This window comes from Azospirillum palustre (assembly GCF_002573965.1).
GTDB classification, from domain to species: Bacteria; Pseudomonadota; Alphaproteobacteria; order Azospirillales; family Azospirillaceae; genus Azospirillum; species Azospirillum palustre.
Genome location: NZ_PDKW01000039.1, coordinates 238483 through 255610, shown reverse-complemented (window position 1 = coordinate 255610; position 17128 = coordinate 238483). Strand labels below are relative to the sequence as shown.

The 17128-nt window shown below is 69.3% G+C and carries 14 protein-coding genes; 9 read left to right on the top strand and 5 right to left on the bottom strand.

The features are described from left to right. The 9 genes from CRT60_RS07330 to CRT60_RS07290 form a co-directional block, all read left to right on the top strand. The coding region (locus CRT60_RS07330) for a calcium-binding protein (RefSeq protein ID WP_204561742.1) at positions 1-681 on the top strand (681 nt) is incomplete at its 5' end. A 135-nt stretch (positions 682-816) separates the two neighbouring features. Continuing rightward, entirely contained in the window at positions 817-2679 is a 1863-nt protein-coding gene (gene atoS / locus CRT60_RS07325; RefSeq protein ID WP_098735774.1) for a two-component system sensor histidine kinase AtoS, read from the top strand. After that, positions 2676-4097, top strand: coding sequence for an acetoacetate metabolism transcriptional regulator AtoC (gene atoC, locus CRT60_RS07320; protein ID WP_098735773.1), 1422 nt, complete (start codon positions 2676-2678; stop codon positions 4095-4097). The genes atoS and atoC overlap by 4 nt, the downstream gene beginning before the upstream one ends. Positions 4098-4487: 390 nt before the next feature. Next, entirely contained in the window at positions 4488-5150 is a 663-nt protein-coding gene (locus tag CRT60_RS07315) for a 3-oxoacid CoA-transferase subunit A (RefSeq protein WP_098735772.1), read from the top strand. Further along, positions 5143-5799: a 3-oxoacid CoA-transferase subunit B gene (locus tag CRT60_RS07310; RefSeq protein WP_098735771.1), complete on the top strand. Its 657-nt coding sequence runs from the start codon at positions 5143-5145 to the stop codon at positions 5797-5799. The genes CRT60_RS07315 and CRT60_RS07310 overlap by 8 nt, the downstream gene beginning before the upstream one ends. 115 nt (positions 5800-5914) lie before the next feature. Further along, positions 5915-7288: a TIGR00366 family protein gene (locus tag CRT60_RS07305; RefSeq protein WP_098735770.1), complete on the top strand. Its 1374-nt coding sequence runs from the start codon at positions 5915-5917 to the stop codon at positions 7286-7288. Positions 7289-7395: 107 nt separating this feature from the next. Beyond that, complete coding sequence (locus tag CRT60_RS07300) at positions 7396-8571, top strand: acetyl-CoA C-acetyltransferase (protein WP_098735769.1); 1176 nt, start codon at positions 7396-7398, stop codon at positions 8569-8571. An 83-nt stretch (positions 8572-8654) separates the two neighbouring features. Further along, on the top strand, positions 8655-8870 hold the full coding sequence (locus tag CRT60_RS07295) for a hypothetical protein (RefSeq protein ID WP_098735768.1): 216 nt from the start codon (positions 8655-8657) through the stop codon (positions 8868-8870). A 48-nt stretch (positions 8871-8918) separates the two neighbouring features. Then, the gene (locus CRT60_RS07290) at positions 8919-10610 is read left to right on the top strand and encodes a methyl-accepting chemotaxis protein (protein ID WP_098735767.1); all 1692 of its coding nucleotides are present in this window, start codon (positions 8919-8921) and stop codon (positions 10608-10610) included. Between the two features lie 83 nt (positions 10611-10693). On the opposite strand, the gene CRT60_RS07285 is transcribed toward CRT60_RS07290, so the two are convergent. Genes CRT60_RS07285 through CRT60_RS07265 form a run of 5 tightly spaced genes read right to left on the bottom strand, consistent with a single transcriptional unit; the run spans position 10694 to position 16995 of the window. Continuing rightward, positions 10694-11671 (bottom strand): phosphatidate cytidylyltransferase, encoded by a 978-nt coding sequence (locus CRT60_RS07285; protein WP_244592336.1) that lies wholly within the window; start codon positions 11669-11671, stop codon positions 10694-10696. Further along, positions 11668-12342: a lysophospholipid acyltransferase family protein gene (locus CRT60_RS07280; RefSeq protein ID WP_098735766.1), complete on the bottom strand. Its 675-nt coding sequence runs from the start codon at positions 12340-12342 to the stop codon at positions 11668-11670. Before CRT60_RS07280 ends, CRT60_RS07285 begins: the two co-directional genes overlap by 4 nt. Then, positions 12339-13016 carry a CDP-alcohol phosphatidyltransferase family protein gene (locus tag CRT60_RS07275; protein WP_204561737.1) on the bottom strand — a complete coding sequence of 226 codons (678 nt, stop codon included), beginning with the start codon at positions 13014-13016 and terminating at the stop codon, positions 12339-12341. Before CRT60_RS07275 ends, CRT60_RS07280 begins: the two co-directional genes overlap by 4 nt. After that, positions 13013-16426, bottom strand: coding sequence for an acyl-[ACP]--phospholipid O-acyltransferase (locus CRT60_RS07270; protein ID WP_098735764.1), 3414 nt, complete (start codon positions 16424-16426; stop codon positions 13013-13015). Before CRT60_RS07270 ends, CRT60_RS07275 begins: the two co-directional genes overlap by 4 nt. Next, entirely contained in the window at positions 16423-16995 is a 573-nt protein-coding gene (locus CRT60_RS07265) for a TetR/AcrR family transcriptional regulator (RefSeq protein WP_167421648.1), read from the bottom strand. Before CRT60_RS07265 ends, CRT60_RS07270 begins: the two co-directional genes overlap by 4 nt. Positions 16996-17128 lie beyond the last annotated feature (133 nt).

The following is a 17128-nucleotide window of genomic DNA, read 5'->3' as shown; positions in this document are numbered from 1 at the left end:
GTCCTGCTGCGTGGCATCGAGACCCTGACCGGCGGCACCGGCAACGACGTGATCACGCTGGGTGACACCGGTGTGACCATGTCGGTCCAAAACGTCGAGACGCTGATCGGCGGTGCCGGCACCGACGCCATCACGGTGACCGGCGGTTCGGGCATCCGCTTCCGGGCCGGCACGGGCGACAGCATCGCCCTGGCGTCAGGCAGCGGCACCGACACGGTGGTGTACTCGTCCTTCACCGACATCTCGGCCCCCGACATCCCGGCGCTGGGCGCGAACACCGGCTTCGTCTCGGTCTCGAACTTCCAGTCGGGCACCGACAAGGTGCAGCTGACCGGCACGGCCCGGACCGCTGCGGACAAGAACGGCGATGCCTCGCTCTCGACGGCCTCTGCTGCGACCAACGGCATGAACATCGGCTCCAACGAGCTGGTGAGCCTGGCCTCGGTCGTCAGCGGCAGCCTGACGGATGCCAGCCTCGCCAATTTCCGCACTGCCCTGGGGACGCTGACGAACTCGTCGGCCGGTGCAAGCATGCTGGTTCTGGCCAACAACGGCACCAGCTCGGCCCTGTATCAGGTGGTCGACACCAACGGCGACGGACAGGTGGCCGCCACCGAGGCCCGGCTGCTCAGCGTCTACAACAGCACGGTGCTCTCGCTCTCCGACATCAACCTCGGTTGATCCGGGAGCCGGTCTGGTGATGCGGCAGCAGCAGGGGAAGGAGGCGTTCCTCCTTCCCCGGCCTGCCGCAAATCTGCTATGGCCGCGGGACCGCGGCGTGGGCTGGGCCATGCCCGGGTGGAAGGAGTGGGTGCCATGTGGCCCCTTGACTGGATCCGCCGTTCCCTGCCGAGCACCCTGCGCGGCAAGCTGCTTCTGGTTTCGCTCGCCGTGGTGGTCCTGCCCATCTCGCTGACCGGCTATCTGTTGGAGCGGGAGGGGCGGCAGGCGCTGGTCCGGGAAAAGTCGGAGAAGCTCTTCGGCCTGACGCGCCTGCTGGATGCTCATCTCGGCTCCGGCTTCGATTCCCTTCTGACCGATGCCGGTGTCGATACCGCTGTTCTGGCCGGCGACCGCGATGCCGCCATCCGGGTCCTGTCGGGCCGGCTGACCCCCTTCACCGACATGATCGCCGGGGCGAATCCCGGCGTGGGGGTCGGTTATTACAGCAAGGCGCTCAACGCCATCATCACCTATGGGCCGAGCCGGGATTACAGCGCGACGGTCGGCACCACCATACCGCCGGAGCATCCGGGCTGGCATGTGCTGGAAAGCGGAAGGCAGGCGGTCGAAAGCGGCCGGCAGGTGCGCGGCTTCATCCTGAACGCGATGCTGCCCATCCTCCGCGACGGCGGCGTGATCGGCTACATCTGGGCCAACGAGCTTTCCGACGATGTGGAGCGGCAGGCCGCCGCCATGGACCGGGCGGTCCTGACCGTCAGCCTTGGCGGAATACTGCTCGGGCTTGTGCTGACGCAGGTGCTGACGCGCGGGGTCGGCCGCGACATCCGCCAGATCATCGACGGCCTGCTCCGCATGCGGAGCGACCTTGGCGACGCGATCCGGCCGCCGCCGGGCGAGGTTGGCGCCATCGCGGTCGAGGTCAACGCCATGGCCCGCGCCCTGCTGGATGCCAAATCCCTGACCGAAAACATCCTGCACAGCATCGCCGACGGCGTGATCGCCGTGGATCGGGCCGGGCAGGTCACGGCACTCAACCCGGCAGCCGAGGCGATGATCGGGGTGAGCGCCGCCGAGGTGATCGGCAGGCCCTACGAGTCCCTGTTCAAGCCGGATGGCCGCTTCGCCAGTCCGCTGCTCGACACGCTGAAGACCGGCCGGCAGCATGTCGGCGTGGCGCTGGATTTTCCGGGGACCAGGCAGACGCTTCATCTCACGGTATCGAGCAGCGTGCTGCGCGACAGCCACGGCGAGGCCATCGGCGCGGTGGTGGTGCTGAAGGATTTGACCGAGCAGCAGCGGCTCCGCACCCAGATCATGCGGGCCGACCGGTTGGCGGCGCTGGGCGAGCTGGTCGCCGGCCTCGCCCACGAGGTGCGCAACCCGCTGACCTCGATCCGCGGCTTCATGCAGTTCCTCGAAAGTTCCGACGATGTCGCCGAGTGGCAGCGCTATGCCCCGTTGATCGTGCGGCAGGTCGACAGCCTGAACCGCCTCGTCACCGAATTGCTGGAGTTCGGCCGGCCCCGCCCGCCGGCCTTCCTGCCGGTGCAGTTGAACGACCTGATCCGCGAGGTGTCCCTGCTGGCCGGGCGCAAGTCGAATGCCCGCATCGCCCTGCATCCCGCCCCGGATCTTCCGCTGGCCGAAGCCGACGGCGAGGCGCTGAAGCAGGTCATGCTCAACCTGATCATCAACGCGGTCCAGGCGACCTCGGAAACCGGGGGCATCGCCATCGCCACCGCCATGGCGGCGGATGGCCGCGAGGCCGTCATCACGGTGAGCGACGACGGCGAGGGAATCGCGCCGGAGAACCTCGACAAGGTGTTCGATCCCTTCTTTTCGACCAAGCCGCAGGGAACCGGGCTCGGGCTGGCGATGGCGCACCGGATCGTCGACGCGCATCATGGAACCATCGCCATCGCCAGCGTGCCGGGTGCCGGCACCACGGTGACCCTGCGGATTCCCATCCTTCACAACCGGGCGGTTGACGCATGACGACCCAGTTTCCTGTCCTGCAGGCCATTTCGGCACCGGCCGTCCTGGTGGTGGACGACGACGAGGCGATCCGCGCGATGCTTGCCGCGGTGCTGACGCGCGACGGGCTGTCGGTGACCACCGCCGCCGACGGGGTGGAGGCGGTCGCCGCCTTCGCGGCGCAGCGCCATGCCGTGGTGCTGATGGATGTCCGCATGCCGCGGATGACCGGCCTGCAGGCGCTGGCGGAAATCCGCAAGCTCGACCGCTCCACCGCGGTGATCCTGATGACCGCCTATGCCGAGGTCGGCGCTGCGGTCCAGGCGATCAAGGACGGCGCCTTCGACTATGTCATCAAGCCCTTCGACATCGCCGAGATCCTGCTGCAGGTCGGGCGGGCGTTGCAGATGCGCCGGATGCGCGACGACATCGCCACCCTGCACCGCGAACTGTCCAGCAGCTATCGCACCGACCGCATCCTGACCGCCAGCCCGCGCATGAGCGAGCTTCTCCAGACCATCGCCAAGGTCGCCAAGAGCAACGCGACCGTGCTGGTGACCGGCGAGAGCGGAACCGGCAAGGAGCTGGTGGCTGCGGCCATCCACTACAACAGCCCGCGCAATGCTGGCCCCTTCGTCAAGGTCAACTGCGCCGCGGTGCCGGAAGGTCTGCTGGAAAGCGAGTTCTTCGGCCATGAGAAGGGCGCCTTCACCGGAGCGCAGGCGCGCCGCCGCGGCCGTTTCGAACAGGCGGAGCACGGCACCCTGTTCCTCGACGAGATCGGCGACATCTCCCCCAGCCTGCAGGTGAAGCTGCTGCGCGTGCTTCAGGAGCGTGAGTTCGAGCGGGTCGGCGGCACCGAACTGGTGCGCACGGATGTGCGCGTCATCGTCGCCACCAACCGCAACCTTGAGGAGATGGTTCGCCAGGGGCTGTTCCGGCAGGACCTCTATTTCCGGCTGAATGTCGTGACGCTCAGGACGGTGCCGCTGCGCGAGCGGCCGGAGGATGTCCGCCTGCTCGCCAGCCATTTTCTGCAACGCTTCGCCGCCGAGAACCGCATCGAGGTCAGCAGCATCGACGAGCAGGCGATGGAGCGCCTGCTGGCCTACCGCTGGCCGGGCAACATCCGCGAACTGTCCAATGCGATGGAGCGCGCGGTGGTGATGAGCACCGGTGCCATGATCGTCACCGAGGATTTGCCGGAGCAGATCGCCGGGCAGGCCGGCGACAGCGAACCGGCAACCGATACCGACAGCGACGGCGCCCCCGCCCCGTCCGCCGCCGGCAGCCTGCGCGAGCAGGTCAGCCGCTTCGAGGCGCGCGTGGTGGCCGACGCGCTGGCCCGCAACGACGGCAACCGGATGAAGACGGCCCAGCAGCTGGGGATCAGCCGCCGCTCGCTGCTCTACAAGCTACAGGAATACGGCATTTCCTGAACGGACGGTCTGAAGGGGCTGCTGCGCAAGTTCTTGCGCAGCACGCACAAAGTTGCGCACCGGATGGAGCGGCCGGGCCGGCTTTCTCCCGGTTCCGACCGGCGGCAGTCGCCGAACTCCAGGGCAGAGGCTGGATTTCTCCGCCATCCGGACCGGAGCCGGCCTTTGGCACATCCATTGCTAGAGTGTGGGTATATCGGCCGGCTCAGACGGTCCACGGCACTGGCCTGGATGTCGCGGGGCTCCCGATCGCAGCGCTATGAAACCAAGAATGAGCGCGCGGTCCACCTCTCAAGGATCCCGGTCCGGGATCCCGGGGCGGGCTCCGCGCCCGCGGGGCTGCCGGCGGAGATCGATCCGCCGCACCCCGACGTCCAAGGGAGACGTCGAATGAGTAAAGTGCGAAAGCTGGAAGAGGCCGTCGCCATGATTCCCGATGGCGCGGTTTTGATGATCGGGGGATTCATGGGGGTCGGCACGCCGCCCCACCTGATCGATGAGCTGCTCCGCCAGGGCAAGCGCGACCTGACGGTCATCGCCAACGACACCGCCCGCCCCACCGTTGGGATCGGACGGCTGGTCACGGCGAAGGCGGTGCGCAAGGTGATCGCCAGCCACATCGGCACCAATTCCGAGACCCAGCGCCAGATGATCGCCGGCGAGACAATGGTCGAGCTGGTGCCGCAGGGCACGCTGGCCGAGCGGGTGCGCGCCGGCGGCTTCGGTCTCGGCGGCGTGCTGACCCCCACCGGCGTCGGCACGGTGGTCGAGGAGGGCAAGCAGCGCATCGAGCTGGACGGCACGGTCTATCTGCTGGAGACGGCGCTGAAGGCCGATTTCGCCCTGATCGCCGCCAAGCGCGCCGATTATCTGGGAAATCTCGAATACGCGCTGACGGCGCGCAACTTCAACCCGCTGATGGCGATGGCCGCCGAAACGGTGATCGCCGAGGCCGAGGACATCGTGCCGGTGGGCGTCATTCCGCCCGACAGCGTCGTCACCCCGAATGTGCTGGTCGACTGCCTGGTCGCCAAGGAGCGTCGCCATGGATGAGAAATCCCTGATCGCCAAGCGCGTCGCGCTGGAACTGCGGCCGGGCAACCTGGTGAATCTCGGCATCGGCCTGCCCACCATGGTCGCCGCCCACCTGCCGGCCGGCGTCAACGTCTTCTTCCAGTCGGAGAACGGCATCGTCGGCATGGCCCCGGTGCCCGAACCGGGGGCGGAGAACGAGGATCTGAGCGATGCCGGCGGCAGCCCCATCGGCGCCGTTCCGGGGGCCGCGTCCTTCGACAGCGCGATGTCCTTCGGCCTGATCCGCGGCGGGCATCTGGACGTGACCGTACTGGGCGGCCTCCAGATCGACGAGGAGGGCCGGCTCGCCAACTGGATGGTGCCCGGCAAGATGGTGCCCGGCATGGGCGGTGCGATGGATCTGGTCTCCGGCGCCAAGCGGGTGATCGTCGCCATGCAGCACAGCGCCAAGGGCACGCCCAAGATCGTCAAGCGCTGCGAACTGCCGCTGACCTCGGTGCGGCGGGTCGACCTGATCGTCACCGAACTGGCGGTGATCGAGCCGACGGACAAGGGGCTGGTGCTGCGCGAGGTGGCACCCGGCGTCACGGTCGCCGACGTGCTGGCCCAGACCGGAGCCGAACTGATCGTCCCGTCCGCCGTGCCGGTCATGCCGGTCGCCGCCTGACCGCCGTTCTTCACGCATCGGCCCATCTTGATCGTCGGGGAAACCGTCCTCCCCGCGCCGCCCGGCCGTGCAGCCGGCGGCGCGGGAACGGCCCTCCTCGTGCCGGAGACCCGCCATGAGCGTCACCACAGCCCCCCCGCCGGCGCCGGAGACCAGCGCCCGCTTCAACCCGATCACGCCGATTTCCCGCGCCCTGACCTGGCTGGTCAGCCGCTATCTGCCCGACCCGCTGATCTTCGCCATCATCCTGACCGTGCTGACCTTCGGCTTCGCCTGGTGGCTGACGCCGAGCAGTCCGGTCGATCTGGTGCGCATGTGGGGCAACGGCTTCTGGAACCTGCTGGCCTTCTCGATGCAGATGGCGCTGGTGCTGGTCACCGGCCATGCGCTCGCCAGTTCGGAGCCGGTGCGCGCCGTCATGGGGCGGGTGGCCTCCATCGCCAGGACGCCGGCCCAGGGCGTCATGCTGGTCTGCTTCGCCGCCGCGGTGACCAACGTCGTCAACTGGGGCTTCGGCCTCGTCGTCGGCGCCATGTTTGCCCGCGAGGTGGCCCGCCGCGTCCCGAAATCGGACTACCGGCTGCTGATCGCCTCGGCCTATATCGGCTTCATGACGTGGCACGGCGGCTTCTCCGCCTCGGTTCCGCTGGTCGCCGCGACCAAGGGCAACCCGATGGAGAAGACGGTCGGCCTGATCCCGATCTCCGACACCATCTTCACCACCTACAATGTCGGCATCACGCTGGCGCTGATCGTCGTCCTGCCGCTGATCTGCTGGATGATGCACCCGAAGGCGAACGAGGTCGTGGCGGTCGATCCGGCGCTGCTGAAGCCGGAGCCCTCGACCAAGCGCGTCCTCGGCCCCGACGCCAGCCCGGCTGAAAAGCTGGAGGAGAGCCGCATCCTCGGCTTCGTCGTCGCCGCACTCGGCATCGCTTACCTGTTCCTGCACTTCCAGGCCAAGGGCTTCGACCTCAACATCAACACGGTCAACCTGATCATGCTGGTGGCCGGCCTGATCCTGCACGGCACGCCGATGGCCTATGCCCGCGCCGTCGCCAACGCCGCCCGCGGCACCGCCGGCATCATGGTGCAGTTCCCCTTCTATGCCGGCATCCAGATCATGATGGAGCATTCCGGCCTGGGCGGTCTGATCACCAACCTGTTCGTCGACATCGCCAACAAGGAGACCTTCCCGGTCCTCGCCTTCCTGTCGTCGGGCCTGATCAACTTCGCGGTCCCGTCGGGCGGCGGCCATTGGGTGGTCCAGGGTCCGTTCATCATGCCGGCCGCCCAGCAGCTCGGCGTCGATCTCGGCAAGGCGGCGATGGCCATCGCCTATGGCGAGGAGTGGATGAACATGGCTCAGCCCTTCTGGGCGCTGCCGGCGCTCGCCATCGCCGGGCTGGGGGTGCGCGACATCATGGGCTACTGCGCGACGGCCCTGGTCATCACGCTGCCCATCTTCCTGATCGGCCTCTACTTCTGACCGTCAACGACCAACCGGCCGCCGCGCTCCACCGAACGGACGCGGCGGCCTTCCTTCCTGCAAGACACAATTGTTCCTGCAAGACACATCGTTCTCAGGAGTCCTCCATGACCGAGATCGTCATCGCCAGCGCGGTCCGCACCGCCATCGGCAGCTTCAACGGCGCGCTGGCGTCCGTGCCCGCCCATGAACTCGGCGCCACCGCGATCCGCGAGGCGCTGTCGCGCGCCCACACCGACGCCGCCGAGGTGTCCGAGGTGATCCTGGGCCAGGTGCTGACCGCCGGCCAGGGCCAGAACCCCGCCCGTCAGGCCGCGGTCAAGGCCGGGATCCCGGTCGAGAAGACCGCCTTCGGCATCAATCAGGTCTGCGGCTCCGGCCTCCGCGCGGTGGCGCTCGGCTGGCAGGCTATCCTTTGCGGCGACGCCGAGGTGATGGTGGTCGGTGGCCAGGAGAACATGAGCCTGTCGCCCCACCTCATGCATCTGCGCAACGGCACCAAGATGGGCACGGCCGAGATGCTCGACAGCATGATCCGGGACGGGCTGTGGGAGGCCTTCCACAACTACCACATGGGCACCACCGCCGAGAACATCGCCCGCGCCTGGGACCTGAGCCGCGAACGGCAGGACCAATTCGCGCTGGCCTCGCAGCAGAAGGCGGAAGCCGCGCAGACGGCCGGCCGCTTCAAGGACGAGATCGTCCCGGTCACGATCAAGGGCCGCAAGGGAGACACCATCGTCGACAGTGACGAATATCCCAAGCACGGCACCACGCTGGAGACGCTGGCCAAGCTGCGTCCGGCCTTCGCCAAGGACGGCACCGTGACCGCCGGCAACGCCTCCGGCCTCAACGACGGAGCCGCCGCGCTGGTGCTGATGACGGCGGAGAATGCCAAGCGGCGCGGGCTGACGCCGCTGGCGCGCATCGCCTCCTGGGCGACGGCCGGCGTCGATCCCAGCATCATGGGCACCGGGCCGATCCCGGCCTCGAAGCTGGCCTTGCAGAAGGCCGGCTGGTCGGTGGACGACCTCGACCTGATCGAGGCGAACGAGGCTTTCGCGGCGCAGGCGCTGGCGGTCAATGCCGGGATGGGCTGGGACGAGAGCCGGGTGAACGTGAATGGCGGCGCCATCGCGCTCGGCCATCCCATCGGCGCGTCGGGCGCCCGCATCCTGGTCAGCCTGCTGCATGAGATGGGCCGGCGCGACGCCCGCAAGGGCCTCGCCACCCTGTGCATCGGCGGCGGCATGGGCGTCGCCCTCTGCGTCGAGCGCGCCTGATCCGATCGAGACATGCGGAGCCGCCGATGCCCCCGGATGGCAGCGGCTCCGCGACCATTTGTACCCTTTTGAAGGATAGTAGTATGGCAGAGATTATCGAGGTGTCCGTCACCCTCCACATCGCGGTCGCCGACGCCTCAGACGGGCCGGCCCTCGCCCTGCGGGCGGCGGAACATTTCAGCCATGTCAGTCACGCCCAGATCGCCGCGTTCAACGAGGTGAACCGGGTCCATTCCGCAGACCATGGCACCGTCGAAGCGGTGACCAGCATCGTCGCCGGTGCGGGCCGCGGCCCGTAACGGCGGTCCGGCCACCGCAAGCGGGCCGGAAAGAGGGAAGAAAGAATCATGCGTTTGTCGGAGCTGCCGTTGCGGTGGCGAATCGGATTCCTCGCGTCGCTGTCGATCATCGCCGCCGGGCTGGTGGCGGCGGTCGGCGGCCATTTCGTCAACCGTGCGCTGGTCGAGCAGCGGATGAACAGCGTCCGCTTCATCGCCGAGAGCGGCGGAAGCATCGCCGCCCGCTTCCACAAGCTGGCGCAGGACGGCGTGATGAGCGAGGAGGATGCGAAGGATCGCGCCAAAACGGCCATCGGCGCCATGCGCTACGCCGACGGGGAATATCTGTGGATCTGGACCTCGCAGGTCATCAACGTCATGCATGCCAACCCGGCGCTGATCGGCAAGAGCGGTGCCGAGATCCGCGACCGCAACGGCGTCTATGTCATCCGCGAGGCGGTGCGCGGCGCTTTGACGCCGGTGCCGGAGTTCGTGACCTACGAATGGCCGCGGCCCAACGACCCCAAGGGTCCGACCTATGAGAAGCTGGCCTACTCGGTCCATTTCGAACCATGGGACTGGGTGATCGGCACCGGCGTCTATACCGACGACCTGCGCTCGGCCTTCGTCGGCATGATGACCGTGTTCGGGCTGGTGGTCGCCGGGCTGTCGGCGCTGGCCCTGCTGCTGGGCTGGGCGGTCGCCCGCAGCGTGACGCGTCCGCTGTCGCGCGTGCATGGCGTCATGCTGCGGCTTGCCGACCATGATCTGGACGCCGAGGTGCCCGAACGCGGGCGGCGGGACGAGATCGGCGGCATGGCGCGCACGCTGGAGGTCTTCAAGGAGAACATCCTGCGCAACCGCCAGATGGAGCAGGAGCGCCGCAGCGCCGCCGCTCAGGCGGACGCTGAAAAGCGGGCGGCGGTGGTCGATCTGGCGAACCGGTTCGAAAGCCGGGTCGGCCGCATCGTCGACCAGCTCGGCCTGTCGGCCAGCGGTTTCCAGCAGACCGCCTCGCAGCTGTCCGGCGCGGTCCGCAAGGCCGAGCAGGACTGCACGTCGGTGGCCTCGGCGTCGGAGCAGGCGTCGGTCAATGTGCAGGCCGTCGCGTCGGCTGCCGAGGAGATGTCGACGGCGATCCGCGGCCTGTCGGGGCGGGTGGTGCAGGCGGCCCAGCGCTCCAAGGTGACCGCCGAGCGGGCGGAGCAGGCCCGCGGCCATCTGGATGCGCTGTCCGCCGCCATCGAGCAGGTCGATCAGGTCGTCGCGTCGATCAACGCCGTGGCTTCCCAGACCAATCTGCTGGCGCTGAATGCGACCATCGAGGCGGCCCGCGCCGGCGAAGCGGGCAAGGGATTCGCCGTGGTCGCCAGCGAGGTCAAGAATCTGGCGAGCCAGACCCATGCGATGACCGAGCAGATCGGCCATCAGATCGGCACCGTGAAGGCGGCGTCGGACCGGACCGTGGAGGCGATGCGCGGCATCATCGGCCAAGTGGAGCAGATCGACCAGTCGGCCGCCGAGATGGCCGCCTCGGTCGAGCAGCAGAGTGCGGCGACCGACGAGATCAGCCGCAACGCCCAGCAGGCAGCCCTCGGCACCAACGAGGTCTCGCACAGCGTGGTCGACATCCAGAAGGCCGAGCGCGACAGCGGGGTGGCGGCCGGTCAGGTCAAGCAGTCCGCCGACACGCTGGCGACCGATGCGGCCCTGCTGAAACGCGAACTCGACGCGTTCCTGGCGGAAATCCGCGCCGCCTGAGATCCGTTCGATACGCGATTGCACGAACGCCCCGGTTCGCAGGAGCCGGGGCGTTCGTGTGTCCGGACTGCCGACGCTGCCGGTCAGGTGAACCAGTAGCGCGTGAGATGGAAGAACAGCGGGGCCGAGAACACGACGGAATCGAGGCGGTCGAGGACGCCGCCATGCCCCTCGATCATCGTGCCCCAATCCTTGACGCCGAGGTCGCGCTTCATCGCCGACAGGACGAAGCCGCCGAAGAATCCGGCAATGACGATGATGAGCGACATCCCCGCCGCCTGGAGCGGCGAGAAGGGCGTGATGACGTGCAGCCCGGTGCCGATGGCGACGGCGGTCAGCCCGCCGCCGACCAGCCCCTCCACCGTCTTGGACGGGCTGATGCCGGGCGACAGCCGCGTCTTGCCCCACAGCTTGCCGAACACATACTGGAAGACATCGCTCAGCTGCGCCACCGTCATCAGGTACAGCAGCAGCAGGGCGGGGGGCAGGCTGTAGCCGGGAATATCGAGCCACAGCAGGGCCGGCGCATGGCTGGTGCAGTAGACCGCCAGCATCAGCCCCCACTGCGCCTTGGCGGTGCGGGTCAGGAAGTCGGTGGTGTCGGCGCCCAGCACCGACAGCGACGGCAGCGCCATGAACACATAGACCGGGATGAAGATCGAGAACAGGCCGTACCAGCCGATCCCGACCAGCCAGTATTGCAGCGGCACGACCACGAAGAAGGACAGGAACAGCCCGGCATGGTCGCCGCGCCGGGTCGGCGTCAGCGTGATGAACTCGCGCAGCGCCAGATAGGAGAGCAGGGCGAAGAGCACCAGCGTCACCCCGCTGCCCAGCAGCATCGCCGCGGCGAACAGCGCCACCATCACCCACCAGGAGCGGATGCGGGCGTTCAGGTTGCGCACCGTGTCGCGCCCGGCCGGCGTCTTCACCCGATAGGCCAGGACGGCACCGATCAGGGTGGCGACGACCAGCAGGCCGAGGGCGGCGCCCGAAAGCCAGAGGAACAGCGGCTCGGTGGTCGTGAAGACGGTCATCACTGAATCGATCACGCTGCTCATCGGCTGGTCCGTCGGTCGGAAGGTTGCGGGGCGGGCTGGGAATTGGGCTGGGAGGCGGGCCGGGACAGCGACACCAGCGCGTCGCGCGCCCGTCCCAGGAAGGCCGCCTTATCCTCACCCTCGACCGCTTCCAGCGGCGCGCCGAAGCGCATGGTGCAGATCAGCGGCACCAGCAGCGGCATGCCCTTCGGCATCACGCGGTGCAGGTTCTCGATGAAGACGGGGACCAGTTCCGCGGACGGCACCCGTTGGGAGAGGTGGTAAAGCCCGCTCTTGAACGGCGCCACGGTGCCGTCACCGCGCGTGCCTTCGGGAAAGAGGATCAGCGACTGCCCGCTTTCCAGCACCGCCGCCATGGCGCCCATCACCTCCGCCGTCGCCTTGCCGGTGCGGTCGACCAGCAGCGCGTTCAGGCAGCCCACCGCCACCGCGCGGCGCAGGGCCGAACCGCCCCAATAGTCGAGCGCCGCCACCGGATGCGTGCGCGCCCTGAGCTTCGCCGGCAGGGCCGCCATGACGGCCAGCGTGTCGAGGTGGCTGGTGTGGTTGGCGAAATAGATGCGCGGAGTGTCCGCGGGGGCGCTGCCTTCCCAGCTTGCGCGGGCGCCGACCAGCAGGCGGGTCAGCCCGAGCAGACCGTGGCGGAGCGCCGGTTGGAACAGGGGGATCATGACCGGACCTCCGGCTTGAGGGCTTCCAGATGTTGAGTATTCAGGCGGCGGGCGATGCCGAGCGTGCGGGTCGCGACGGTCAGCAGGCTGCCGGCCATGACGATCCAGGCCGCCGCGAGCAGGCTGTAGCGCGTGCCCCACAGCGCATGCTCGACCGCCTGGGCAAGCAGGGCGACGGTCAGGGCGGCCATGCGGCGCTGCTTGGCCATCACGCCGCCGAAATCCTGCGCCAGCCCCAGGGCGCCGCCGAAGGTGCGGACATAGGCGGTCATCATGGCGGCCAGCGCCGCCGCCCAGCCGAGCCAGGGCAGGCCGGCGGCATAGCCCAGCGGCACCAGGAAGGCGGTGTCGGCGACACGGTCGGGGATTTCGTTGTAGAGCGCGCCGACCGGCGATCCCTTGCCGCCCTCCACCGCGACCATGCCGTCGAGCAGGTTGCAGACGAGGCGCAGCTGGACGCACAGCGCGGCGCCGATCCAGGCCAGCACGCCGCCCTGGAGCAGAAGGGCGCCGCCGATTGCCGCCCACACCGCCGACAGCAGCGAGATCTGGTTGGGGGTCACCGGCGTCGTGGTCAGCCACGCCGCCAGCCTCTGCGCCCAGCGGGCCGACCGGGTGGCGATGGGGCGGCGGTCGGCGGCGGTTTTGGCAGCGGTTGCGGAGGTCTCCATCATGCAGGCTCCTTGGCTGCGGCCTCCGCGGCGAACCGCGTCACGGCCGGATAGTCGGTCTTGCCGGTGCCCAGCAGCGGGACGGCGTCGATGCGCAGGATGTCGCGCGGAATGGCGATCTCGGGCGCTCCCCTGGCCCGTGCGGCGGCGACCAGCGCGTCGCGGGTCAGCGCGGTGCCGGTCGTCGCCAGCACGATCCGCTCGCCGCGCTTGGCATCGGGCAGGGCGACGGCAGCGTGCGTGGCGTCCGGATCGGCGAGGCCCGCCAGCTCTTCGACGAGGCCGAGCGGGATCATCTCGCCCGCCACCTTGGCGAAGCGCTTGACCCGGCCGACGATGCGGATGAAGCCGTCGGCGTCGATCTCGACGATGTCGCCAGTGTCGTGCCAGCCATCCTGCGGCGGCTGGATCACGCCGGGACGGTCGGCGTGCAGGTAGCCCTGCATCACGTTCGGCCCGCGTACCCGCAGCCGCCCGCCGGCATCGACGCCGGGCACCGGCAGCAGTTCGGTCTCGATGCCGGGCAGGGCCTGCCCGACGCTGCCGGGGCGGAAGCGGGCCGGGGTGTTGACGGCGATCACCGGTGCGGTCTCGGTGGTGCCGTAGCCCTCCAACAGATGGACGCGCAGCTGTTCGGTGTAGACGCGCCGCGTCTCGTCCTGGAGCCGCTCGGCGCCGGCGAAGACGAGGCGCAGCGAGCGGTAGTCATAGGGGTCGGCCGACCGCGCCCAGGCGTTCAGGAAGAAATCGGTGCCGAACAGGACGGTGGCATTGGTCTGGTAGACCAGCTCCGGGATCAGCCGGACATGGCGCGGATTGGGATAGAGCACCGTCTTCACGCCGTTCAGGATCGGCAGCAGCATGCCGCCGGTCAGGCCGAAGGAGTGGAAGACGGGCAGGCAGTTGAACACCACGTCCTGCCGGTTGAAATCCACCACCGACGCCACCTGCGCCATGTTGGCGAGCAGGTTGCCATGGCTGAGCGCCACGCCCTTGGGCGGCCCCTCTGACCCGGAGGTGAAGAGGATGGCGGCGATGTCGTCGCTGTTCCCCTGCGGCGGCAGCAGCCGGTCCGGCGCCACCAGAGCCGCCAGGGCGCGCAGCTTGTCGCCCAGCCGCAGCCCGCGCTTGACCTCTTCCAGATGGATGATGGCGTGGTCGGCGGCCAGCGCCTCGACCAGCGCGCCGAGGCGGGCCTTCTCGATGAACTGGGCGGAGGTGACGATCCGGCGCACCCCGGCGGCGCGGCAGGCGGCCTTCACCGCATCCGGCCCGGCGGTGAAGTTCAGCATGGCCGCCGGCCGGCCATGGGCGGCGAGGCCGAAGAACACCGCGGCCGTCGGCGAGGCGGTCGGCAGCAGCACGCCCACCGGCTCGTCCGCTTCCGTGCCGCGCGTCAGGATGCGGCCGAGCACCAGGGCGCGGGCCGCCAGCGCACGGTAGGACAGGGTGGAGAAATCGCCGTCCTGCACGGCCTCCTCCCGTGCCCCGGCCTTGGCCCGGGCGTCGAGCAGGGCCAGCATCAGCGTTTCCTGCCGCGGGCGGGCGGCGAAGACGCTCTCCGTCATCACGCGCGACAGCCAGGACTTCAGGGCGGCGCGCCGCTTCTTGCCGACCAGACCACCAACGTCAGGGGTCGTCACCGGCGGCAGCACGGTGATGGTGATGTGCGGGAACAGGCCGAGCCTCAGCCGGCCCTTCATCCGCGACAGGATCGAGCGCTGGGCGCCCTCGATGCAGACCGGCACCACCGGGCAGCGTGCCTTGTCGGCCAGCATGCCGGGGCCGCCGTTGATCTTCATCAGCGACCCGGTGACGGTGATCCGCCCCTCCGGGAAGACGCAGACCTTGTCGCCGTCGGCGAGCGCGCGGGCCAGGATGCGGGTGCCGAGCGGGTTGGTCGGGTCGATGGTGACATGGTCGGCGATTGCCAGGAACGGCTTGACCAGCGGGTGCTTGGCGATGTGGGTGTCGACCGCGAAGCGCATGCCCGGCAGGAAGGCGGCGAGCAGCGCGCCGTCCAGGAAGGACTGGTGGTTCGGCGTCACCACCGCGGCGCCGTCGAGAGTTGTCAGATGCTCCGCCCCGCGGACCTCGACACGGAAGGCCAGCCGGAACAGGCCGCGGAAGACGGCGCGCATCAGCGCCTGCGCATCGACGGCGAGCGCCATCACGACGGCGACCGCCATGCTGGCGCCGCCCACCGAGGCGACGGTCAGCGGCGAGGCTCCCAGCGCCAGCATCCCGGCGGCGACCGCCGAGCCGGCCACCATGTAGAGCGCATTGACCACATAGGCGGCGGCGATGACGCGGGCACGGGCCCCCGGCGCGGCGCGATGCTGGATCAGCGCATAGAGCGGGACGGCGAAGGCACCCCCGGCGGCGGCGATGACGAACAGGTCGGCCAGCAGCGGCAACGCCCAGGGCTGGGCCAGCAGGGCCAGCGGCGACAGCGGTTCCAAAGCCGGGGTGGCCGGGGTCAGCAGGGGCAGGGCAGCGCCCGCCAGGGCGGCGACCAGACCGGCCAGCGCGGCGCGGCCGGCGTCGGCGGTGGACGGCGTGCGGTGGCTGAGGCCGGCATACACCGAGCCGGCGGCCACGCCGATGGCGAACACCGCCAGCAGCAGGGTGGCGCCGCCGCTGTCGGTGCCCAGCGTCTCGCGGGCGATGGACGGGAATTGCGCCATCACCACCGCGCCGACGCCCCAGAACACCGAGATGCCATGGATCGCCCGCATCGACGCCCGGTCCCCGGCGACCGAGCGCAGCACCCGCACCGTCACCGCCAGCGGGTTGAGCCCGACAGCCACCGCCGGATCGGCATTGCCGGCGCGCGGGATGAACAGCGATGCGGCCAGACCCAGCAGCGCGGAAGCGCCCAGCATGCCCGGCACGGCCCAGGGGTGGAGCAGGGCCAGCGAGCCGCCGGCGATGGTGCCCAGCAGGATGGCGACGAAGGTCCCGGCTTCCACCAGACCATTGGCGGCGGTCAGTTCGGACGGGTCGAGCAGGTCGGGCAGCAGGCCGTACTTGACCGGCCCGAACAGCGTCGAATGGGCGCCCATGCCGACCAGCGCGACGATCAGGACCGGCAGGTCGGCGGCGACGATGCCCAATGATGCCACCGCCATCAGCCCGATTTCCGCCAGCTTGACGATGCGGGCGATCACCGTGCGGTCATAGCGGTCGGCCAGCTGGCCGGCGGTGGCGGACAAGAGCAGGAAGGGCAGGGTGAAGGCGCCCGCCGCGAGCGTCGAGATCATTGCTCCACTGAGCGCGCCCTCGCCGGACACGCCATACACCGCCAGCACCGCGATGGCGCCGCGCAGGACATTGTCGCCGAAGGCGCCGAGGAACTGGGCGAGGAACAGCGGCAGGAAGCGCCGCGAGGCGAGAAGGGCGGAGGCGTTCATCGTCCAGCTCCGATTTTGGAGATGCCTGTGAGGATCGCGTCGGCGATCGGGTCGGCGAGGCTGGAGAGCGGCGCCGTCTGCCGGCCGTAGACCTGCGACTGCACGTTCAGCACGATGGCGCCGATGACGATGTGGGACAGCGCGTCGCGGTCTGCCGGCACGATGCTGCCCTCCGCGATCCCGTCGGCGACGATGCCGCAGATCACGTCGACCGGCGTTTCCTGGCCCTGCGGCACCAGCGGCAGCGATTCATGCTGCGACAGCAGAAGGAAGCGGGTGCGGTCGGGTGCCGCCTCGGCCAGATGGAAGGCATGATGGATGACCCGCCGCAGCCGCTCCGGCGCCGGACCCTGGCCCGCCGCCTCGCGCAGGCTCTGCGACATGGTGGTGTATTCCGCCGCGAACAGGTCGGCCGCCAGTTCCTCCTTGCTCGGCCAGTGGCGGTAGAGCGCTCCCTCCGAGACCCCGGCGGACCGGGCGATGTCGCGGACCGTCGTCGCCTTCACCCCCTTCTGGGCGAACAGCGCGATGGCGGCATCGCGGACCTTGTGGCGAACGTCGGTGGACATGACGCCTCCATGTGAATGAATGTTCACTCACAAGGTGACGAGGCCACCTCACGGGCGCAACGACGAAAAAGTATAGGGTCCGGCGCTCCTGGCTCAGCCCATGGATATACCACTTATGAGCCGCGCCGCTTCG